The 20925-nt window shown below is 69.4% G+C and carries 21 protein-coding genes; 8 read left to right on the top strand and 13 right to left on the bottom strand.

Annotated features, from left to right (window positions below):
* The first annotated feature begins 108 nt into the window (after positions 1–108).
* Genes RF637_RS12295 through RF637_RS12285 form a run of 3 tightly spaced genes read left to right on the top strand, consistent with a single transcriptional unit; the run spans position 109 to position 3249 of the window.
* The gene (locus tag RF637_RS12295; RefSeq protein ID WP_368844967.1) at positions 109–1407 is read left to right on the top strand and encodes a CBS domain-containing protein; all 1299 of its coding nucleotides are present in this window, start codon (positions 109–111) and stop codon (positions 1405–1407) included.
* Entirely contained in the window at positions 1400–2065 is a 666-nt protein-coding gene (locus tag RF637_RS12290) for a DUF1003 domain-containing protein (protein ID WP_239319526.1), read from the top strand. The genes RF637_RS12295 and RF637_RS12290 overlap by 8 nt, the downstream gene beginning before the upstream one ends.
* The gene (locus RF637_RS12285; RefSeq protein WP_368844966.1) at positions 2062–3249 is read left to right on the top strand and encodes a P-loop NTPase; all 1188 of its coding nucleotides are present in this window, start codon (positions 2062–2064) and stop codon (positions 3247–3249) included. Before RF637_RS12290 ends, RF637_RS12285 begins: the two co-directional genes overlap by 4 nt.
* Before the next feature lie 179 nt (positions 3250–3428).
* On the opposite strand, the gene RF637_RS12280 is transcribed toward RF637_RS12285, so the two are convergent.
* Positions 3429–3788: a sec-independent translocase gene (locus RF637_RS12280; RefSeq protein WP_085107176.1), complete on the bottom strand. Its 360-nt coding sequence runs from the start codon at positions 3786–3788 to the stop codon at positions 3429–3431.
* Between the two features lie 46 nt (positions 3789–3834).
* Positions 3835–4527, bottom strand: coding sequence for a hypothetical protein (locus RF637_RS12275; protein WP_368844965.1), 693 nt, complete (start codon positions 4525–4527; stop codon positions 3835–3837).
* Between the two features lie 241 nt (positions 4528–4768).
* Here RF637_RS12275 and RF637_RS12270 point away from each other — a divergent pair, with 241 nt between their 5' ends.
* The 3 genes from RF637_RS12270 to crcB are packed head-to-tail and all read left to right on the top strand — an operon-like array spanning position 4769 to position 6200.
* Positions 4769–5401 carry an O-methyltransferase gene (locus RF637_RS12270; protein ID WP_064846071.1) on the top strand — a complete coding sequence of 211 codons (633 nt, stop codon included), beginning with the start codon at positions 4769–4771 and terminating at the stop codon, positions 5399–5401.
* Positions 5398–5832 carry a CrcB family protein gene (locus tag RF637_RS12265; protein WP_368844964.1) on the top strand — a complete coding sequence of 145 codons (435 nt, stop codon included), beginning with the start codon at positions 5398–5400 and terminating at the stop codon, positions 5830–5832. The genes RF637_RS12270 and RF637_RS12265 overlap by 4 nt, the downstream gene beginning before the upstream one ends.
* Positions 5829–6200 (top strand): fluoride efflux transporter CrcB, encoded by a 372-nt coding sequence (crcB, locus tag RF637_RS12260; RefSeq protein ID WP_064846069.1) that lies wholly within the window; start codon positions 5829–5831, stop codon positions 6198–6200. The genes RF637_RS12265 and crcB overlap by 4 nt, the downstream gene beginning before the upstream one ends.
* Positions 6201–6272: 72 nt before the next feature.
* Here the strand turns inward: crcB and RF637_RS12255 are convergent, their stop codons facing one another.
* The 4 genes from RF637_RS12255 to dapE all read right to left on the bottom strand — a co-directional run bounded on the left by RF637_RS12255 (position 6273) and on the right by dapE (position 10065).
* Positions 6273–6440, bottom strand: a complete 168-nt coding sequence (locus tag RF637_RS12255) for a DUF3117 domain-containing protein (RefSeq protein ID WP_064846068.1) — start codon at positions 6438–6440, stop codon at positions 6273–6275.
* Positions 6441–6599: 159 nt separating this feature from the next.
* Complete coding sequence (locus tag RF637_RS12250; protein WP_368844963.1) at positions 6600–7874, bottom strand: hypothetical protein; 1275 nt, start codon at positions 7872–7874, stop codon at positions 6600–6602.
* Positions 7871–8842, bottom strand: a complete 972-nt coding sequence (locus RF637_RS12245) for a TIGR00730 family Rossman fold protein (protein WP_368844962.1) — start codon at positions 8840–8842, stop codon at positions 7871–7873. Before RF637_RS12245 ends, RF637_RS12250 begins: the two co-directional genes overlap by 4 nt.
* A gap of 119 nt (positions 8843–8961) precedes the next feature.
* A complete protein-coding gene (gene dapE, locus RF637_RS12240; RefSeq protein ID WP_064846067.1) occupies positions 8962–10065 on the bottom strand; it encodes a succinyl-diaminopimelate desuccinylase in 1104 nt (367 codons plus the stop codon).
* Positions 10066–10199: 134 nt separating this feature from the next.
* Between dapE and dapD the strand changes: the two genes are divergently transcribed.
* Positions 10200–11171, top strand: a complete 972-nt coding sequence (gene dapD, locus RF637_RS12235) for a 2,3,4,5-tetrahydropyridine-2,6-dicarboxylate N-succinyltransferase (protein WP_085107164.1) — start codon at positions 10200–10202, stop codon at positions 11169–11171.
* Between the two features lie 112 nt (positions 11172–11283).
* Complete coding sequence (galE, locus tag RF637_RS12230) at positions 11284–12300, top strand: UDP-glucose 4-epimerase GalE (RefSeq protein WP_085107162.1); 1017 nt, start codon at positions 11284–11286, stop codon at positions 12298–12300.
* A gap of 85 nt (positions 12301–12385) precedes the next feature.
* Here the strand turns inward: galE and RF637_RS12225 are convergent, their stop codons facing one another.
* The 7 genes from RF637_RS12225 to RF637_RS12195 all read right to left on the bottom strand — a co-directional run bounded on the left by RF637_RS12225 (position 12386) and on the right by RF637_RS12195 (position 20822).
* A complete protein-coding gene (locus RF637_RS12225) occupies positions 12386–13687 on the bottom strand; it encodes a citrate synthase (RefSeq protein WP_064846064.1) in 1302 nt (433 codons plus the stop codon).
* 175 nt (positions 13688–13862) lie between these two features.
* Complete coding sequence (gene dapC / locus RF637_RS12220) at positions 13863–15008, bottom strand: succinyldiaminopimelate transaminase (protein WP_085107160.1); 1146 nt, start codon at positions 15006–15008, stop codon at positions 13863–13865.
* A 4-nt stretch (positions 15009–15012) separates the two neighbouring features.
* On the bottom strand, positions 15013–15336 hold the full coding sequence (fdxA, locus tag RF637_RS12215) for a ferredoxin (protein WP_035965353.1): 324 nt from the start codon (positions 15334–15336) through the stop codon (positions 15013–15015).
* Positions 15337–15398: 62 nt separating this feature from the next.
* Positions 15399–15884, bottom strand: coding sequence for a hypothetical protein (locus tag RF637_RS12210; RefSeq protein ID WP_240505702.1), 486 nt, complete (start codon positions 15882–15884; stop codon positions 15399–15401).
* Positions 15881–16738: a PIG-L family deacetylase gene (locus RF637_RS12205; RefSeq protein WP_239319475.1), complete on the bottom strand. Its 858-nt coding sequence runs from the start codon at positions 16736–16738 to the stop codon at positions 15881–15883. Before RF637_RS12205 ends, RF637_RS12210 begins: the two co-directional genes overlap by 4 nt.
* A 50-nt stretch (positions 16739–16788) precedes the next feature.
* A complete protein-coding gene (typA, locus tag RF637_RS12200) occupies positions 16789–18696 on the bottom strand; it encodes a translational GTPase TypA (protein WP_064846062.1) in 1908 nt (635 codons plus the stop codon).
* 101 nt (positions 18697–18797) lie between these two features.
* On the bottom strand, positions 18798–20822 hold the full coding sequence (locus RF637_RS12195; protein WP_368844961.1) for an alpha/beta fold hydrolase: 2025 nt from the start codon (positions 20820–20822) through the stop codon (positions 18798–18800).
* Positions 20823–20925: the final 103 nt, after the last annotated feature.

Genomic DNA, 20925 nt, shown 5'->3' with positions numbered 1-20925 from the left:
CTTCCCATTCGCCAGTTCCTTCGGCATAACTCCATCCTCGTTTCCAAGGTCAGGAGCCTCCAACAAACTCAGGGCGCTTCACACAGCACGGTTCACTAGGCTGGGCGGGTGAGCACAAACCTTTCCAAGATCTTCGTCGCGAGACTCATCGGCCTGGACGTCTTCGACCCGTTGGGCGACCGCCTGGGGCGATTGCGCGACGTCGTGGTGCTGTTGCGCCCGGGTAGCAAACCGTCGGTGCGCACCCGCCCGCTCGTCGTGGGTCTCGTGGTGGAGGTGCTCGGGAAGAAGCGTGTGTTCGTGCCCATGACGCGTGTTACGAGCATCGACGCGGAGCAGATCATCTCCACCGGGCTCGTGAACCTGCGCCGCTTCGAGCAGCGCGGTGCCGAGACGCTGGCCGTGGGTGAGCTCTTCGACCGCACCGTGGTGCTGTTGGACGGTTCCTGGACCGCCACGATCGAGGACGTGGCCATGGAGAAGAGCAACAACCGGGGTGACTGGGTCATCTCGCAGTTGTTCGTGCGCAGGTCGCAGGCCACGGGAGGCTTGATCCGGCGTCGAAATCAGACGCTCGTGGTGGACTGGGAGGACGCGGACGACCCGTCCAACGCGGGGCCGCAACCGGCCACGCAGTGGATCGCGCAGCACGAGGAGGACCAGGCCGCGGACATCGCGGACGAGCTGCGGGACATGCCGGACAAGCGCAAGCTCGAGATCGCGGCGGAACTGCAGGACGAGCGGCTTGCGGACGTGCTCGAGGAGCTGCCGGAGGACGACCAGGTCTTCATTTTGACCCACCTGGACAACGAGCGCGCCGTCACGCTGCTCGCCGAGATGGACCCCGACGACGCGACCGACCTGCTCAACGAACTGCCGGAAGCGGAGGCCGAGCGGTTCATCACCATGATGGAACCCGAGGACGCGGAGGACGTCCGGCGCCTGCGCGAGTACGAGGAGGGCACGGCCGGTTCGCTCATGACGCCCGTCCCCATCGTGCTGCCCCCGGAGGCCACCGTGGCGGAAGCGCTCGCGCACATCCGCCAGGAGGAGATCATCCCGGCCGCGGCGTCCGCGGTGCTCGTGTGCCGCCCGCCGCTCGAGACCCCCACGGGTAAGTACCTGGGTCTCGTGCACACGCAGCGACTGCTGCGTTACCCACCGCCCGAGGCGATTGGTAACCTAATCGATCGGTCCATCGAGCCCGTCTCGGACCAGGCGTCCTTAGCCGACGTCGCTCGCGAACTGGCCACGTACGACCTCACGATCCTGCCGGTCGTTAACGACCAGGACCGGCTCGTGGGTGCGGTCACGATCGACGACGTCCTGGACGCCCTGCTGCCTGACGACTGGCGCACGTACGACGACGGAACCCCGGTCCGGAAGGTGGGTAAGCGGTATGAGTAATCCCCGGCGCAGCGCGTCCTCGCAGTATTCGCCCGGCCCCCTGGACCAACCGCGCGAGAAACGCCCGGGGTACCTGACCCGCTTCCGCCCCAACCCGGACGCCTTCGGGCGGCTCACGGAGTCCTTCGCCCGCTGGATGGGCACGCCCCAGTTCCTGCTGTGGATGACCGTGTTTGTCACGGTGTGGTTGGCGTGGAACACCGTGGCGCCCGAGAGCATGCAGTTCGATCCGCGCGCGTTGAACTTCACGCTGCTGACACTGATGCTCTCGCTGCAGGCCTCCTACGCCGCTCCCTTGTTGCTGCTCGCGCAGAACCGGCAGGACGACCGTGACCGCGTGGTCGCCGAGGAGGACCGTAAACGCGGGCAACAGAACCTCGCGGACACCGAGTACCTCACCCGGGAGATCGCGTCCCTGCGCATCGCGTTGCGCGAGGTCGCGACCCGCGACTACGTCCGCTCCGAGTTGCGCGGGCTGCTCGAGGAGATCCTCGAGGACCAGGACCGCCGCGCCGCCGATCAGGCCGCCGCGCAGTCCCAGGCCACCAAGTCGAAGACCAAGAAGTCCGAGGGCAAGAAGTCCGACGGCTCCACCAGGGCCCCGCGCGCGAAGAAGATCGAGCTCGAGGACCCCGAGCAGGAAGGACCGCATCAGTGAACGGGAGCACCATCGACCCCCGACTGCGCGCAGCCCTGGACGGCGTGATCGACCCCGAGCTGCGCCGCCCGGTGACCGAGCTCGGGATGATCCCCGAGGCTGTCCTCGAAGGCGGGACGGCACGCGTGACCGTGCTGCTCACGGTCTCCGGGTGCCCCATGCGCACCACGATCGAAGCGGATCTCCGTGCCGCCCTGAACGAGCTCCCGGACGTCCACGACGTCGCCGTGGACGTGGGTGTGATGACCCCGGCGCAGCGCCAGGAACTGCAGGAGAAGCTCGGGCACCACCGCACCAACCCGTTCGCGGACCCGCATTCACTCACGCGCGTGCACGCGATCACGAGCGGCAAGGGCGGGGTGGGAAAGTCCAGCGTGACGGTGAACATCGCCGCCGCGCTGGCCGCGATGGGACGCACCGTGGGCATCGTGGACGCGGACATCCACGGCTTCTCAGTACCCGGTCTGCTGGGGATCGCGCAACCACCCACGCGCGTGGGGGACATGATCCTGCCGCCCGTCGTGGAGGTCCCGGAGGGTGCGGACCGCCGGCCCGAGGACAGCGCGGCTGGGGCCGGTCACCGCTCGCGCGGGGTGCTCAAGGTGATCTCGATCGGGATGTTCGTGGATCCCGCCCAGCCCGTGGCGTGGCGCGGCCCCATGCTGCACCGCGCGGTGGGGCAGTTCCTCACGGACGTGCACTTCGGGGACCTGGACCACCTGCTCCTGGACCTACCCCCGGGCACGGGGGACATCGCGATCTCGGTGGGTCAGCTGCTGCCCCGCTCGGGCGTGGTCGTGGTCTCCACGCCCCAGCACGCCGCCGTGAGCGTGGCCCAGCGTTCGGGGACGCTCGCCGAGCAGACCGAGCAGAAGGTCACGGGCGTCGTCGAGAACATGTCCGCGATGGTCATGCCGGACGGCACGCGCATGGAGGTCTTCGGAGCGGGCGGTGGCGAGACGATCGCGAGCTCGCTGTCCGAGCGCCTGGGCTACCCCGTCCCCCTGCTCGGCAGCGTCCCCCTGGACGTCACCGTGCGGGAGGCCTCGGACCGCGGCGTGCCCGCGGTATGGGATCGGCCGAACTCCCCCGCCGCCGAGCAGCTGTGGGCCGTCGCGCGCGCCCTGGATCAGCAGGGCCGCGGGCTGGCCGGTAAGAATCTGGGCATCACGCCGCGCGGTTGAGCGATCTCCCTCGGGACGCCGCCGCCGCACGGCCCGGTTCCCGCTCGCCCGGCACCTACCCGTCTGTTCACGCGGCGTCGACCTACGCGCGGCGTCGGTCTGATGACGGGACGGCTGTCAGCTCACGCGGCGCGCGGCCGATAGCGCGGCGGCCGGTTGCTCACGCCGCGCTCGACGGCTCACGTGGCCTCGGTGTCGAACGGGGCGCGTTCGCCTCGCGCGAGCCGTCGCACCGTGGGTGCGGCCACGGTGGAGGCCTCGTACTGGTGGCGGTTCTGTTCCTCGTCGTCCTCGAGCAGCGCTTCACGCACGATCACGCGCGGGTCGTACTGCCGGGGGTCGAGCTTGCGCCAGTCGAGGTCCGAGAATTCGGGGCCGAGAGTCGCCTTGAGATCGTCCGTGGCACCCGTGGCGTAGCGCCGGATGGACTTGACCATGTCCTTGAACTTCTCGGCGTACTCGGGCAACCGCTCGGGCCCGATGATCACCAGGGCCACGATGAGAATGATGATGGCTTCCCCGCCTGAAATCCCGAACACCCGCTGAGCCTATCAACGTCGTGGAACGCCCCGGTGGGGGCGGTCCTTAACCCAAAATTTCCTTGAGTCCGTCCGCGACCGTGGCCCCGAAACTCTCGTCCTTCTGCGAGGGCAGGCTGACCCGTCCCCGGTCCTCCGCCACGACTGCGCTCACGGTCTGGGCCAGGGTGGCCGGTGCGGTGTCCGATGTGAGGGTGTACACGGCGTCCGGGCGCACCATCACCGCGCGCCACGGTTGGGAGCGGTCCACCCACAACCGCGCGCCGTCGAGCACCGACCGGTGCATGCCCTCGGCGCCCACGGGGAGCCCGGTGATGCCGTCCATGGGGTTGTCGGGATTGATGTCACCGCGCTGCTCCACGATGGTCACCGAGCCGTGATCATTGTGCAGGGCCACCGCCACGACGGGCTGGCCCCCCACCTGCGACTGTTGGATGTCCGCGACCGAGTACCCCTTTGCGGCCAGACCCGGAACGGCCCACCCCCGGGCGCGCAGGCTCTGGATGTCGGCCTCCGAGGTGGTGTCTACCATTCCCCGGGGACCGGGTGACCACGTGGCCTCCGACCGAGCGTCCGCGCTCTGGCGCTGCTGCACCTGCTTGCCCACGCTCCACACGGCGGTGGTCAGCAGGGCGACGCACACGCAGGCCGCGAAGGCGGTCATGAGACCCACGGCCCGCCGACTCGGCCGACGCCAGGGCCGGCGCACCTTGCTGCGACCCGCGACCCGTGTGGACACCCCGTCCCCCTCCCTGTTCGTCCCCTGCTACGACCGCCCTGCGGCGGCCACGTTCGACGCCCCAATTGTGCGGCAGGATTCTGACAGCGATCTGGACACCGACCGGGCGTTCCCGGCGGTGCCCTCAGACCGCGATAAGCTGAAGCACCGTGAGCCCGGACATGACGCCGGGCCCGCCACGTCGAAGCGCTGGGTCCGCGGGGATCCGGGCACACACAGCAGTGAAGGGCACGCCGCGTCCATGAGCACGGATAAAACCACGAGCTGGGCCTATTGCGAGGCCTACGCCACGGAGGACGAAACCGCTTTCCGTGCGCGCGAGCGCTCCCTGGCCCTGCGCTTGGACCCCGTGACCCCGGCCACCGCGGCGCTGCTGACCGTCCTGGCGTCGTCGTCCCGCCCCGCGACCGTGGTGGAAGTGGGCACCGGTGCGGGCGTCTCGGGGCTCGCGCTGCTGCGCGGGATGCCGTCCGAGTCCGTCCTCACGACCATCGACACCGACATCCGGGCCCTGCGCGCCGCGCGGGACACGTTCCGCGAGGCCGGTTTCGAAACCAAACGCACCCGCACGATTTCCGGTGCGGCCTCCCTGGTGCTGCCGCGGCTCACCGAGAACGCGTACGACATGGTGTTCATCGACGCGGACGTGGTCAACACCGCCGAGTACGTCATCGAGGGTGCCCGGTTGCTGCGACACGGCGGGATGCTCGTGGTCAACGACGCCCTGCACCAGGACCTAGTCCCCCAGCCCGCGCAGCGCCAGGAGGAGACCGTGATCATGCGCGACGTCGTGCGCACCCTGCGGGACGAACCGCGGTTGTCCACGGCCGTGGTGCCCACGGGAACGGGTGTACTGCTGGCCGTCCGGCTGTGAGCAGCTCCCTGTTCAAGGACGCCGGACTCGTGGCCCTCGGCGGCGCCGCGGGGAGTCTGGCCCGCTGGTGGGTGTCCCTCGTGATTCCGGCAGGATCCGGGTGGTCGTGGGCCACGTTCGCGGTCAATGCCTCCGGCGCCTTCCTGCTCGGGCTGCTGCTCGAAGCGCTCACGCGCCCCGGCCGCGAGCGCCGTGGTGCCCACACCGCGCGCATGCTGCTCGGCACCGGACTTCTCGGCGGGTTCACCACCTACTCGACCTTCGCACTGGAGCTGTGGGAGCGCGTGCACTCCGGGGCGAGCGCGGCCGCGTTCGGTGACGCGGTGCTGATGCTCGTCGCGGGGCTGGCCGCCGCGGCCGCGGGTCTCGCGGTGGGCGCCTGGCTCCGGGGACGACGCCGCGGCACGCCCACCGCGGGAGCGGCGCGGTGATCGCGGCGCCCGCCGTGGCCCTGGGCGGCGCCGTGGGAGCGGTCCTGCGTTTCCTCGTGGACCGCGGGATCACCGCCCGGTGGGCTCCCACCTTCCCCGCGGCCACACTGCTGATCAACGTGACGGGGTCGTTCGTGCTCGGTGTGGTCACCGGACTGAGCGCGGTTCTGGGACCCGTGTGGACGCTCGCCCTGGGCACCGGGCTGTGCGGTGGCTACACCACGTTCTCCACGGCCATGGTGGACGCCGTACGGCTCGCGCGAGAACAACGTGCCGGGGCCGCGGTGGTGTCGGTGCTCGGAACCGTCCTGTGGAGTCTGCTCGCCGTGGCCGCGGGGCTCACCCTCGGGAGCCACTGGGCGTTCTGAGCCCCGAACGTCGCGAGGGCCCCTCACTCGATGTGAAGGGCCCTCGCGACACGGGCGTGGGGGGTGTCGGTGCTACTGCGTCACCGAAGCCAAGCACTCGCGCAATTCCGCGGCCTCGTCCGACTTGAGTTCCACCACCAGACGCCCTCCGCCTTCCAGGGGGACCCGCATGATCAGACTGCGTCCTTCTTTGGTGACCTCCATGGGTCCGTCACCCGTCCTCGGCTTCATGGCCGCCATTTATGAGCTCCTCTTCGTGAGTACTTACGCTCGCTATCTTATCGAACGCTCAGCCAGTACCGTGACCCGGCACACGACGCGGGAGCGCTCGGAACCATCTGCGCCGTAGCGCACAGCGCGTGTGTGGACAGCGCCTGCGGCATGGGCCGCCGCGCGGGGTCACGGCGGGTAGTCGCCACCGCCGGGTAGTTGCTTCCAATGCCACAGCCACCCGACCCACACGATCTGCAGCACTGCCCCGAAGATCATGAGCAGCACCCGATAGGCGCGCGAGTCGTTCACGTGCACCAGGGCGGCGGCGAGCGGCGCCCACGGCAACAGCAACCGGAACGTGGAGCTCTGCGGGTTGAGCACGAGCAGCAGATAGCACCCGTAGGCCGCGATCCACACACGGACAAAGAACGGCAGGGCCCGCTTGACCGTGTCCGAACGCAGCAGCATCACGACCGCCGCCACGAGCACCACGGGAGCGACGAGTCCGGCGATCGGGCCCAGCAGATCAGTGGCCTCGTGGAACCACGGCAACACGGGGATCACGTGCTGGCTCCCGCGCCAGGCGGCCTCCGTCTCGGTGTAGGCCGTGGGCTCCCGCGTGACGGCCCACGCGATGGCCGGCCACGCGATGGCGGCAGCGCACGCGATCAGCGCCACCACGAGCCAGCGGTCCAGGCACCGGTACCACGCCCGACGTCGCGCGAGCACGTCCCCCACGCTGCGCCACAACCACCACACCCCCAGCGCCGCGGCCAGGGCCACGCCGGTGGGTCGGGTCAGTGCCTGCGCCACCACGAACACGGTGACCCACACGGGCCGGTCCCGCACGACGCACAACATGGCGCTCAGCAAGAACAGCATGCTCAGCGCCTCGGCGTACGGGGTCTGCAGCACGGGTGCCACGGGGTTGAACGCGAACACCGCCACGGCCCACAGTGCCGGGCGTGAGACGCCCCCGGGAGTGCGGGGCCCGGCCATCACGGGTGCTTGGCACACCAGTCGGTAGAACACCAGGGCCGCACCGAAACCGGCCACGAGGGACACCGTGGCGGCCGTGACGGCCCACCCGGTCCCGGTCAGTGCGTCGATGCCGCGCACGAGCAGCGGGAACACGGGGTAGAACGCCCACGCGTTCTCGGACACCGTGCCCAGCGAGTCCCGGGGCACCTGGAACGGATACCCCTCCCGGAAGATGGTGTGGTACCAGTCGGCGTCCCACGTGTTCACGAAATCCAGGTACCCCAGGGCGCCGTTGCCCCACGGCCCGGGACCCTGTTGGGCACCCACGACCGTGAACACCGCCCAGCCCCAGACCCGCGACACCCCGTAGACCACGAGCACGGCGAGCCACCACGGAGCCGCCGCCCACAGTCGACGCATCCTCCCCGCACGGGAGTCGTGCGCGCTGCGCGCGGGGTCCGCCACCGCCGTGGAACTCACGCGCCGGAACCGGGGGCGCGAGCGTCGTCGCCCCTGGAACGGGGTATTGCGGTGCCAGGGTCGGTGTCGCCGCGCACGGAACCGCGCGCGCCATCCGCGGGAGCGGCGTCGTCGCCCCCGGAACCGGGCGCCGCGGCGTCGACCGCTGCCTTCCCCGGGACGGGAGAGGCACCCGGGGCGGGGTCGGAGACCGGGATGCCGTCGTCGTCGGCGTGGACCGCGGTGAGGATCTCCACGACCTCGGCCACGCTGTCCGTGACCCGGAACAGTTCGAGGTCCGCGGTGGAGACCTTGCCGTCGGCCACCAGCGTGGTGGTGATCCAGTCCAGCAACGGGCCCCAGTAGTCCGTGCCCACCAGGATCACCGGGAAACGCGTGATCTTGCCCGTCTGCACGAGGGTCAGTGCCTCGAAGAGTTCGTCGAGCGTACCGAAGCCGCCCGGCAGCGCCACGAAGCCCTGGCTGTACTTCACGAACATGGTCTTGCGCGCGAAGAAGTAGCGGAAGTTGATGCCCAGGTCCACCCAGTCATTGAGGCGCTGTTCGTGGGGCAGCTCGATGCCGATCCCTACCGAGTGCGCGCCCACGTCCACCGCTCCCCTGTTCGCGGCCTCCATCACGCCGGGGCCGCCGCCCGTGACCACGGCGTAGCCGGCCTTGCCGATTTCCCGTCCCAGCTCGCGCGCGAGCTCGTACTCCGGGTGCCCAGGCGCGGTGCGCGCCGACCCGAAGACCGAGACGGCGGGGCCCAGGTTCGCGAGTGCGTCGAAGCCTTCAACGAACTCCGCCTGGATCCGCAGGACGCGCCACGGGTCGGTGCGGGTGAAGTCGTCCGGTTCGGCGGGGCGCTGGTCCAGGAAACGCTGGTCGGACGTGCGCCGATGCAGCTGTTTGCGGCGCAGCACCACCGGCCCCTTGTGACGCTCGGGGGGTAGGGAACGTTCGTGCGGTGTCTCAGGGGTGTGCATGCCCACCAGGCTACGTTCTCGTGCTGCACGACGCCGCAGAACTCCCCTGCGGCATGCAACGCGGTGAGTACTCGAGCCAACCTCCCCCGCCTCGGATCGGATACCCGATCACCCCGCGCTCAGGACAACCAGGACGCGAGCGCACGGTGGCAGGCCCGGACGGCGTCGTCGAACACGTGCTCGTCGTCGGTGTGGGCGAGCAGGGCGTCCCCGGGGCCGAAGTTCACGGCAGGCACCCCGGCCTCCGAGAAGCGGGCGACGTCGGTCCAGCCGTACTTGGGCATGGGCTCCCGCCCCACGGCGGCCACGAACTGCGCGGCGGAGGGCCGGTCCAGCCCGGGACGGGCCGCCGGCGAGAGGTCCTGCCACTCGAGCTCGTACCCGGTGAAGACCTCGCGCATGTGGTCCTGTGCCTGCTCGAGGGACTTGTCCGGGGCGAAGCGGTAGTTGACCTCGACCCACGCGGTGTCCGGGATCACGTTGCCCGCGACTCCCCCGCCGATCCGGATCGCATTGAGCCCTTCACGGTAGTCGAGGCCCTCCACGGTCACGGTGCGCGCCTCGTACGCGCTCAGCCGGGCCAGGACGTCCGCCTGCTTGTGGATCGCGTTCTCCCCGATCCACGAGCGCCCGGAGTGGGCGGCCTTGCCGTGGGTCGTGATCCGGAAACGCATGGTGCCGTTGCACCCGCCCTCCACGGTCCCGTTGGTCGGTTCGAGCAGCACCGCGAAGTCCGCCTCGAGCAGTTCGGGGCTGTTGCGCATCACGCGGCCCAGCCCGCTCGCATCGCTCGAGACCTCTTCGTGGTCGTAGAACACGTAGGTGACGTCCCGGTTGGGCTCGGTGAGTTCGTGCGCGAGCACCAGTTGGACGGCCACACCGCCCTTCATGTCGGTGGTGCCGCGGCCGTAGATCACGTCCCCGTCCGCTTCCCGACGCCGCGTGGCCGGGACCCCGCCCAGCGATCCCTCCACGGTGGGCAGGGGCACGGTGTCCAGGTGGCCGGCGAGGATCACGCGTTCGTCTCGGCCGCGGTCCGTGCGGGCGATCACGGTGTCCCCGTCCCGGTGGACACTGAGATGGGGCAGAGCGCGCAGGGCTGTTTCGACGGCGTCGGCCAGGGGGCCCTCGTGATCGGACACGGACTCCACGTCCACGAGCGCGGCGGTCAGATCCGCGGGATCCATGGTGAGGTCGAGGGTCACGGAAGCGTCTGAACTCATGCGTGCCAGCCTACAGTTCGCCCCTGCGCCCCGCAGTGGGCGTCGCGGTCGGCTGCCGCGGGGCCTCATTGACGAGCCGCGCGGGTCGGGTCATCTACCACCGGGGGTCACGGGGCATCTTTTAGGATGGGCCCATGACTTCAACGAGCGAGAGCACCGAGAATTCCCGTATCGCCTCCGGAGTGGGGCTGGCCACCGTGGTGGACTCCGGCGAGCGGGAGGGGACCGTGCTGGACGTCTTCTACCCTGCGCCGAGCCTGAGCGCCAACCCGGATACGAGCTACGAGGCGGATCTGCGCGTGGCCGCCACCACGGACCCGGATCGCAACGTGCGGTCCGAGATCGTGACCACCGTGATCAACCTGGACGAGGCACCCCAGGACGCCGCGGACGCCTACCTGCGCCTGCACCTGCTGTCCCACCGCTTGGTGCGGCCCAACACCCTCAACCTGGACGGCGTCTTCGGCAAGCTCGCGAACGTGGCGTGGACCAGCCGCGGTCCCGTGCTCGCGGAGGAACTGACCCGCTCCCTGCTGCGCCTGCGCGCCGGCGGGACCGTGACCGTGCTCGGCGTGGACAAGTTCCCGCGCATGGTCGATTACGTGGTGCCCTCGGGTGTGCGCATCGGTGACGCGGACCGCGTGCGCCTCGGTGCCTACCTGGGCGAGGGCACCACCGTGATGCACGAGGGGTTCGTGAACTTCAACGCCGGCACGCTCGGCGAGGCCATGGTTGAGGGCCGGATCTCCGCCGGCGTCGTGGTCCACGACCACACGGACGTGGGCGGCGGCGCATCCATCATGGGCACGCTGTCCGGCGGCGGCAAGCAGCGGATCACGCTGGGCCAGCGCTGCCTGCTGGGCGCCAACGCGGGCGTGGGCATCTCCCTGGGTGACGACTGCGTCGTCGAGGCCGGCCTGTATGTCACCGCCGGTACCCGCGTGAGCCTCATCGAGGGCGGCGCCGAACCCCGCGTGGTCAAGGCGTCCGAGCTCTCCGGCGTGAACAACCTGCTGTTCCGCCGCAATTCCACCAACGGCGCCGTGGAGGCGCTGCCCCGCCAGGGCAGCACGGTGGAGCTCAACGCCGCACTGCACGCCAATTGATCCCCGCCGTCGCGCGTCCACGGATCGCGACGACGACGCCGCTCGGCCGGGTCCCGCAGCTCGCGGGCCCGGCCGCGCGTTTTCGTGAGGTCCACTGGATAGGGTGGGGACCATGAAGATTCTTGTCACCGGGGGAACCGGGTACATCGGCTCGCACACGGTTCTGGCGCTGCTTGAGGCGGGGCACGACGTCGTCGTCCTGGACAACCTGTCCAATTCGTCCAAGACGTCGCTCGAGCGGGTGGCGGAACTCGCCGGACGCGACGTCGCGGCGTTCGAAGAGGTGGATCTGCTGGACCGCGAGGGTCTGGACCGCGTGTTCGCGCAGCACCGCCCGGACGCCGTGATCCACTTCGCGGGGCTCAAGGCCGTGGGGGAATCGGCGCAGAAGCCGCTGTGGTACTACACGAACAACGTCAGCGGGACCGTGAACCTGTTGTGGGCCATGGAGGAGAACGGGTGCCGCAGTATCGTGTTCTCGTCCTCGGCCACCGTGTACGGCGCCCCGGAGACCATGCCGCTGACCGAGAAGCTGTCCATGGACGCGCAGAACCCGTACGGCCGTACCAAGGAACACATCGAGGACATGCTCGCGGACCTCGCGGCCTCCGATGACCGCTGGTCCGTGGCCCTGCTGCGCTACTTCAACCCCGTGGGCGCGCACGAGTCCGGGCGGATCGGTGAGGACCCCTCGGGGATCCCCAACAACCTCATGCCGTTCGTCGCGCAGGTGGCCGTGGGCCGCCGCGAGAAGCTCATGGTCTTCGGCGACGACTACCCCACCCCGGACGGCACCGGCGTGCGCGACTACATCCACGTGGTGGACCTCGCGGACGGGCACCTACGTGCCCTGGACCGGATCAGCCGGGACCACGGCGTGCACGTGTGGAACCTGGGCACCGGCCGCGGCTACTCCGTGCTGGAGGTCCGCGAGGCGTTCCAGAAGGCCTCGGGCCGGGAGATCCCCTACGAGATCGCCCCGCGCCGCCCCGGCGACGCCGCTGTGTCCTACGCCGATCCCGCCTCCGCCCTCGCCGATCTGGGTTGGTCCGCGGACCGGGACATCGACACCATGTGCCGGGACCACTGGAACTGGCAGAAGAACAACCCGAACGGTTACGACGGCTGAGCCGAGCGGCGGCGTCGTGCCCGCACCGACGAACGAGCCCCGATCACCGAACGGTGATCGGGGCTCGTCGGTTTGACCGGGGAACTCAGTTGGCGGTCGGGTAGTGGCGCTCACCCTCGCCCACGTAGAGCTGGCGGGGGCGGCCGATCTTGGTCTCGGGGTCCTCGATCATCTCGCGCCACTGCGCGATCCAGCCGGGCAGGCGGCCGATCGCGAAGAGCACGGTGAACATCTTCTCCGGGAAGCCCATGGCCTTGTAGATCAAACCCGTGTAGAAGTCCACGTTCGGGTAGAGCTTGCGCTCCACGAAGTAGTCGTCCGCGAGGGCCTTCTCCTCCAGGCCGATGGCCAGGTCCAGCAGCTCGTTGTTGCCGCCCATCTTGGCCAGGACGTCGTGCGCGTAGCCCTTGATGATGCGGGCACGGGGATCGTAGTTCTTGTAGACACGGTGCCCGAACCCCATGAGGCGGACGCCGTCCTCCTTGTTCTTGACCTTCTCCATGAACTCGTCCGCGGAGAGCCCACGATTCTGGATCTGGTCCAGCATGGCCAGCACGGCCTCATTGGCACCGCCGTGCAGCGGGCCGTAGAGGGCGTTGATGCCCGCGGAGACGGACGCGAACATGTTGGCGTGGGAGGAACCCACCAGGCGCACCGTGGAGGTGGAGCAGTTCTGCTCGTGGTCCGCGTGCAGCATGAACAGGATGTCCAGGGTCTTGGCGACCACCGGGTCCACCTCGTAGTCCTCGGCGGGCACACCGAAGCACATGCGCAGGAAGTTCTCCGCGTAGTTGAGGTTGTTATGGGGGTACAGCTGCGGCTCCCCCACGGACTTCTTGTACGCGTACGCGGCCAGAGTGGGGACCTTTGCGAGCAGACGGATGGTGGAGATCTCCACGTGCTCCTTGTTGAACGGGTCCAGGGAGTCCGAGTAGAAGGTGGACAGCGCGGACACGGCCGAGGACAGCACGGGCATGGGGTGCGCGGAGCGCGGGAAGCCGTTGAAGAACATCTTGATGTCCTCGTGCACCATGGTGTGCGTCGTGATGCGGTGCTGGAAGTCCTCGTACTGCTCACGCGTGGGAAGCTCGCCGTAGATCAGCAGGTAGGCGGTCTCCAGGAAGTTGGAGTGCTCCGCAAGCTCCTCGATGGGGTAGCCGCGATAGCGCAGGATGCCCTGGGCGCCATCGATGTAGGTCACCGTGGAGCGCGTGTTCGCGGTGTTCACGAACCCGGGGTCGAAGCTGACGTTGCCGGTCTCCTTGAGCAGGGAACCCACGCCGTAGCCCTTGTTGCCCTCGGTCACCTCCAGCACGGGGAGCTCGAGGGACTTGCCCTTCTCGTAGTTCAGCTCCACCTTGTCGGTGGACTTCTTGGCCTCTGCCATGATGTGTCCTTCACGGTTCGCTAGGTGTTCCACGACGGGTTCGCGGTCCGGTTCACCCCCACGCCGTCGTGGCGGTTCAGGTCGGTGCGCACCGGGCGGGAACACGATGTCATTCCCCACCAACCTACCCGTTGGTGTGATCGGGATTCCACTTGCCCACCCGTGTGCGGCGGGCTCAGACGGCGCCTGAGAGCCGTTGCACGGCGGCCGCCATGCGCTCGTCGCTCGCGGTCAGGGACAGCCGCACGTAGCCGTGCCCGGCGTCCCCGTAGAAGGTCCCGGGGCCCACCACGATGCCCAGGCGCGCGAAGCGTTCCACGGTGTCCCACGTGTCCTCACCGGCGGTGGCCCACAGGTACAAGCCGGCCTCGGAATGCTCGATCGTGAGCCCGAAGGCCTCCACGGCGGGCTTGAGTGCCTCGCGCCGCTGCCGGTAGAGGTTCTTCTGCGCCGTCACGTGCGCGGAGTCCCCCAGGGCCACGCGCATGGCTTCCTGCACGGGATAGGGCACGATCATCCCGGCGTGCTTGCGCGAGTTGATGAGCGAGGGCATCAGCGCGGGGTCACCTGTGAGGAACGCGGCGCGGTAGCCCGCGAGGTTCGACTGCTTAGACAGCGAGTACGCGCTGAACAGCAGGGACGTGTCCCCGCCGCTCACGCGCGGGTCCAGGACGGACGGCACGGGTTCGCCACCGCGTGCGGGATCCCACTGACCCCAGCCGAGCTCGGCATAGCACTCGTCGGAGACCACCACGGCCCCCTGCGCGCGGGCCTGGTCCACGAGCCGCTTGAGACTCTGCGCGTCCCGCACGATGCCCGTGGGATTGCCCGGCGAGTTGACCCACACCATGCGCACGCGCTCGCGCACCGAGGGCTCGAGCTCGTCCAGCGAGTCCGCGGCCACGGCCTCGGCGCCGGCGATCTGCGCCCCGATGTCGTACGTGGGGTAGGCGACCACGGGACGCACTACGACGTCGCCCGGGCCCAGACCCAGCAACAGCGGCAGCCACGCGACGAGTTCCTTGGACCCCACCGTGGGCATCACGGCGTCCGGGTCCAGGTCGGGCACACCGCGACGATCGGCGAACCACGCGGCCACGGCCTCCCGCAGCGCGGGGGTCCCGTGCGTCGTGGGATACCCGGGGGCGTCCGCGGCGGCGGCGAGCGCATCCTGGATCACGAGCGGCGTGGGGTCCACCGGGGTCCCGATGGACAGGTCCACCACACCATCCGGGTGCTCCTGCGCGGTCCGGCGGTAGGGCGCGAGGGAGTTCCAGGGGTAGTCGGGCAGGTTCAGACCGAATCCGCGGGCCACGCTCACCGGATCAGTCCTGGTTCTGCGGGGGCAGTTCCGCGATCATGGGGTGGTCCTTGTGGGTGTTGCCGAGCTTGGCGGCCCCACCCGGAGAGCCCAGATCGTCGAAGAACTCCACGTTCGCCTTGTAGTACTCGGCCCATTCCTCGGGGGTGTCGTCCTCGTAGTAGATGGCCTCCACGGGGCACACCGGTTCGCACGCCCCGCAGTCCACGCACTCGTCCGGGTGGATGTACAGGGATCGCTCGCCCTCGTAGATGCAGTCCACGGGACATTCCTCCACGCAGGCCTTGTCCTTGACATCCACGCACGGCTGCGCAATTACGTAAGTCACGGTTGACGAACCTCTCCTTCTGTTCCCAAGTCCTCGACCATTCTAGCGGCGGGCATTCGAGGCTACCGCGCCCGCGAGCGCACCAGCCAATGTCCCGTAACAATCACGGAGGCCATGACCGCCACGAAGATCACGGCGAACCACAGCAACCCCACGATCCCCACGGGCTCGGCCCACGTGGTGACCACGAGCGCCGAGCCCTCTCGCAGGTACGCGGTGGCCCAGGCGATCACGTACGTCACGAGCCCTGGGACGGCAGCCGCCCACACGCGCCGGGTCGCGGTACCGCACCACACGCTCGCGCACAGCAGCAGCGCCCCGGAGAATACGAGCCCCCACGGGAGCCACCAGCCGTCCAGGTACCAGATGTTGGCGTGCATGGCCGTGGCCACCGCTCCCGCCACGAGTCCCGTGAGCAGTGCCGTCACCAACGACGACGCCGCTCCCGGCCGTTGCTTCTCGGCTCCCCCGGGCGCGTGGTCGCCGGCGGTCTGCACGGCCGGGGCGCTCTCCCACGGGGCGGTGCGGCGCAGTCCGGACGCGCTCATTGTCCGCCCCGGCGTAACAGGCGGAACGTCTCGGTGGCGCTGAGGGTCTGCGGCACGCCGTTGGATAGCTCGTACGTGGTACCCTGCGGGTCCTCGCCCAGGGTGATCTGTGTGGCGTGCGCCGCCATTGCGGCGCGCTTCACCGCCAGATCACCGTGGATCGCCGCTTGCGGCCGTTCGTCCGAGGGGTTCACGTCGCTCTCGATCCCCCACGTCAGGGGGACGTCCCACGCGTCGTGGGCGGTGTCCGGTGCTGACGCTGCGAGGTCCACGGCGCGCAGCGTGACCCCGTGCGTGGCCACGTGGTCCGGGTGACCGTACCCGCCGTCGTCGTCGTAGGTGATCACGGCGTGGGGGCGCACCGCGCGGATAGCTGCGGCCACGTGGGCGGCGGCCTCCTGCGGATCCGCCGCCGTGAGCGCTGCGGGTGAGACGTCCTCGGCGGGCTGCGGGCGGCCGTCGGGCCCCCAGCTCATCCCGGAATCCACGTACTTGTCCGCGCCGTTGGCGAAACCCTCGGCGGGATCGTGGGCGGGGGGCTCCCCCGCGAAGAACCGGTCCGCGAGCCCCATGGCGGCTGCGGCGGCGTCGAGCTCACCCACGCGGTAGAGCCCCAGCGCGGTGCCGTCGGTGTCCGGGCACCCGGGTTGGCCCACCTCGAGATGACGCAGGGCGGGCGGGATAACCTCACCGCGTTCGCCGCGCGTCATGGTCAGCAACACCGTGGTGGCGCCCAGCGCGCCGTAGTACCCGATGGATACGCCCGTGACGATGGCTTCGTCGTCCGGGTGGGCGTGCACCCACAACACACGAGCCCGGGCGGGGTCCACGCCCCCGGGGAGCAGTGTCTCCACCGCCCCCTCGGTCGCGTGTCCCCCGCCCGGGTATCGAGGATCGGCCACGATCAGGCGCGCGCCCGCTGCCGGGCGACCTTGAGGCGCTCGTTGGCGTCCAGGACCACCTTGCGGATGCGGATGGCCTCCGGGGTGACCTCCACGCACTCGTCCTCGCGCGCGAACTCGAGGGACTCCTCGAGCGTGAGCTTGCGCGGGGGCGTGAGGTTCTCGAAGCTGTCCGCCGTGGACGAGCGCATGTTGGTGAGCTTCTTCTCCTTGGTGATGTTCACGTCCATGTCGTCCGCGCGGGAGTTCTCACCCACGATCATGCCCTCGTAGACCTCGGAGGTGGGCTCCACGAAGAACGAGCCGCGCTCCTGCAGGTTGATCATGGCGTACGGGGTGACCACACCGGCACGGTCCGCGATCATGGAACCGTTGGTGCGGTACTCGATCTCCCCGGCCCACGGCTCGTAGCCGTCCGCGTAGGAGGACGCGATGCCCGCGCCACGGGTCTCCGTGAGGAACTTGGTGCGGAAGCCGATCAGACCGCGCGAGGGGACCTTGAACTCCATACGCACCCACCCGGTGCCGTGGTTGCTCATGCCCTCCATGCGGCCCTTACGCGCGGCCATGAGCTGGGTGATCGCACCCAGGAACTCGTCCGGAGCATCGATCGTCATGTGCTCGTAGGGCTCGTGCACCTTGCCGTCCACGGTCCTGGTGACCACCTGTGGTTTGCCCGCGGTGATCTCGAAGCCCTCGCGGCGCATCTGCTCCACGAGGATGGCCAGGGCCAGCTCACCGCGGCCCTGCACCTCCCACGCGTCCGGGCGCTGGGTGGGCAGCACGCGCAGCGAGACGTTCCCGATGAGCTCCTTGTCCAGGCGGTCCTTGACCTGGCGCGCGGTGACCTTGGCGCCCTTGACGCGTCCGGCCAAGGGCGACGTGTTGATCCCGATGGTCATGGAGATCGCGGGGTCGTCCACCGTGATCAGCGGCAGCGGCTCGGGGTTCTCGAGGTCCGTGAGGGTCTCACCGATGGTGATGTCCTCGATCCCGGCCACGGCCACGATCTCACCGGGCCCGGCGCTCTCCGCAGGCACCCGGTCCAGGCCCTTGGTGGCCAACAGTTCGGAGATGCGCACGCTCTTGAGGGTTCCGTCGTGACGCGCCCACGCCACGGTCTGGCCCTTCTTCAGCGTCCCGTTGAAGATGCGCAGCAGGGCCAGGCGACCCAGGAACGGGGAGGCGTCCAGGTTGGTCACGTGCGCCTGCAGCACGCCGTCCGGGTTGTAGGACGGCGCGGGGATGTGCTCGATGATGGTACGGAACAGCGGCTCGAGGTCCTCATTGTCCGGCAACTCGCCGTTGCCGGGCTGGTCGGTGGAGGCACGGCCGGCCTTGCCGGAGGCGTAGACCACGGGCACGTCCAGGACGGCGTCCAGGTCCAGGTCCGGGTGGTCCTCGGCGATGTCCGAGGCCAGGCCCAGCAGCAGGTCCATGGTGTCGGAGACGACCTCGTCGATCCGGGCGTCCGGGCGGTCCACCTTGTTGACGACGACGATCACGGGCAGCTTGGCCTCGAGGGCCTTGCGCAGCACGAACCGGGTCTGGGGCAGCGGGCCCTCGGAGGCGTCCACGAGCAGCACGACACCGTCCACCATGGACAGACCGCGCTCCACCTCGCCACCGAAGTCGGCGTGACCCGGGGTGTCGATCACGTTGATCGTGATGGTCTCACCGTTGGCCGCGGGGCCGTCGTAGAACACCGTGGTGTTCTTGGCCAGGATGGTGATGCCCTTCTCCCGCTCCAGGTCGCCCGAGTCCATGACCCGTTCCTCGACCTCTCCGTGGCTGGAGAACGCGTTCGTCTGCTGGAGCATGGCATCGACGATGGTGGTCTTGCCGTGGTCAACGTGGGCCACGATGGCCACGTTGCGCAGATCGGCGCGCTGGGTGGTGGTTTCAGACATGCACAGGTCTCTCTTCATGAGTGGATGCAGAGGGGAATCGTGGCGATTCTACTCCCCTCCGCCACCACCCGGAGCACACGTGATGCATGTCTCCCGTGTGCTCAGCCGAGCAGTTCGGGGCGCTGCCATTCCTCACCCAGCACGTGTTCGGCCAGGAACGCGAGCACGGTCTCGTACCACGCCCGCGAGTTGGCCGGCTTGAGGATCCAGTGGCTCTCGTCCGGGAAGTACAGGAACCGGTGGCCCTCCACCCGGGTGCGCAGCTGCAGATCGGACCACAGCTCGATGCCCTGGGAGATCGGGACCCGGTAGTCCTTGTCCCCGTGGATCACGAGCATGGGGACCTGGATCCGGTCCACGAACCGGTGCGGTGAGTACACGGCGGCCTGGGCCGGGCCCATGGCCTCACGCCACTCGGTGTTGTCCGTGGTGGCACCCATGGAGTCCAAGTTCCACAGGGACGCGTGGGTCACGATGCACCGGAACCGGTCCGCCGTCTGGGTGGCCACCCAGTTGGCCATGTACCCGCCGTAGGAACCGCCCAGCAGCGCTTGGCGCTGGGCATCGATGTCCGCCCGCTGCGTCGTGGCCTCCACGAGGGCCATCACGTCCGTGAACGGCGCCCCGCCCAGCTCTTGCTGACCGCGGTCGATCATGGCCTGTCCGTAACCCGTGGAGATGGCCGGGTCCGGGAATAGCACGGCATAACCGCGGGCCACGAACGGCCACGGATTCCAACGCCAGCTCCACTGGTTGTTGGACGCCCACGGCCCACCGTGAACGAACACGAGCAACGGGTGTTCGGTTCCCTCCCCCTCGGGCAGCGCGAGCCACGCGCGGATGCTCGTCCCGTCCTCGGCGGTCGTGGTGACCTCCTCGAGGCGGCCGGGGACGGCGTCGTCGGGCACGAGACCGTCGATCCGGGTGGGCTCGGCGCAGAACTCCCGACCGGACCACGTCACCGCCTCGAGGGGGTGGTCGTAGGTGGCCCGCAGACCGTAGAACGCGTCCCCCACGGGGTGGACCGCGCAATAGGTCCACGGCTGCTCGCCACCGCCGGCCAGGACGTCGATCGAGGAGTCCCCGCCCCGCGGGCACGTGACCCGCAGCACGATCCCCCGGCCCTGATAGTCGGACGTGCACACGAAGGAGTCGTCATCGATCCACCGGGATTCCCCCGCCCAGTATTCGTCTGTGGGCACCACTTCCGTGTCCCGACCCGTGCTCAGGTCGTGGACCCACAGCGAGATCTGCAGGTTGACGCCGTCGCGCCACACGACGTCCCGCTCCAGGACGACCCGGCTGCCGTCCGGGGAGACGGGCCCGGGCTCCCACCAGTCCTCCTCGGTGGCGTCCCGGAACAGTTCGGCCTGACCGGCGCCGTCTGCCGTGATCGGCACCCGCCACAGCTGGGACCGTTCCCAGCCCTCCGGCAACCACGCGGTCAACTGTGCGATCAGCCAGGTGCCGTCCGGGGCGACCGAGTAGCGCATTAACCGCCCGGCGGGCAGATCCACGCGGCGCACGGCCTCCCCCGCGTCCCGGGACTCGGCGAGCGCGGCGGTGTCCACGAACCACAGGGCGGTCTCGGCGGCTGGGAGGTCGTGGTCCCAGTACCGGAACGGCGCGCGGTCGTAGAGCATGGGACTCGCCCCGGATTCCTCACGCAATTCGTGCAGTTCACGGTTGCGGGCGAGCTCGTCCGCCGCACCCTTGGCACTCGGGTGCATGCCCGAGAGGAAGAACAGCATGTCCCCGCCCAGCTTGGGGTCCGAGATGCCCTCGGGCATGTCCAGCACCATGCGGGCGTCGCCGCGTTCGGGGAGCAACCACAACCGGGAGCGCTTCTCGTCGTCCCCGTCCATGGGCCGGTCGGACGTGAAGTAGAGCTCCCCCGACGGCGCCGGGCACACCTCTTGGACTCCGTGATCGCCGGAGGTCAGGGGGACAGGTGCACGATCGCCGTCGGTCGGGCGGGGTACCGACCACGCGTGTTTGACGTAGCGCTTACCGTCTGAGGACAGTTCCTGCCGCAGGGCGATCACCGGGCCGTTCCGGTGTCCGCTCAATCCGGTGAGTCGTGGGGTGGCCACGAGCTGTTCGGGAGTTTCATAACGGGGTGTCATATGAGTCACATTACAGACGTGCCGGTCACGCATAAGCGCCCACGTGTCACCCCAGCCACTAACGTGGCCCTCGGCCACGTGGCGCAGCGGTGGCGGATGGGAG

Origin of the sequence: Kocuria sp. CPCC 204721 (assembly GCF_040980945.1) — a bacterium.
In the GTDB taxonomy this organism is placed as follows: domain Bacteria; phylum Actinomycetota; class Actinomycetes; order Actinomycetales; family Micrococcaceae; genus Kocuria; species Kocuria marina.
This window is presented reverse-complemented; position numbering and strand designations above follow the sequence as displayed.

Bases quoted from the DNA above. Each gene is read 5' to 3' on its own strand.
- RF637_RS12290 (WP_239319526.1), top strand. From the start codon at position 1,400: ATGAGTAATCCCCGGCGCAGCGCGTCCTCGCAGTATTCGCCCGGCCCC.
- RF637_RS12270 (WP_064846071.1), top strand. From the start codon at position 4,769: ATGAGCACGGATAAAACCACGAGCTGGGCCTATTGCGAGGCCTACGCC.
- RF637_RS12255 (WP_064846068.1), bottom strand. From the start codon at position 6,440: ATGGCGGCCATGAAGCCGAGGACGGGTGACGGACCCATGGAGGTCACC.
- RF637_RS12245 (WP_368844962.1), bottom strand. From the start codon at position 8,842: ATGCACACCCCTGAGACACCGCACGAACGTTCCCTACCCCCCGAGCGT.
- dapE (WP_064846067.1), bottom strand. From the start codon at position 10,065: ATGAGTTCAGACGCTTCCGTGACCCTCGACCTCACCATGGATCCCGCG.
- dapD (WP_085107164.1), top strand. From the start codon at position 10,200: ATGACTTCAACGAGCGAGAGCACCGAGAATTCCCGTATCGCCTCCGGA.
- galE (WP_085107162.1), top strand. From the start codon at position 11,284: ATGAAGATTCTTGTCACCGGGGGAACCGGGTACATCGGCTCGCACACG.
- RF637_RS12225 (WP_064846064.1), bottom strand. From the start codon at position 13,687: ATGGCAGAGGCCAAGAAGTCCACCGACAAGGTGGAGCTGAACTACGAG.
- RF637_RS12210 (WP_240505702.1), bottom strand. From the start codon at position 15,884: ATGAGCGCGTCCGGACTGCGCCGCACCGCCCCGTGGGAGAGCGCCCCG.
- typA (WP_064846062.1), bottom strand. From the start codon at position 18,696: ATGTCTGAAACCACCACCCAGCGCGCCGATCTGCGCAACGTGGCCATC.
- RF637_RS12195 (WP_368844961.1), bottom strand. From the start codon at position 20,822: ATGACACCCCGTTATGAAACTCCCGAACAGCTCGTGGCCACCCCACGA.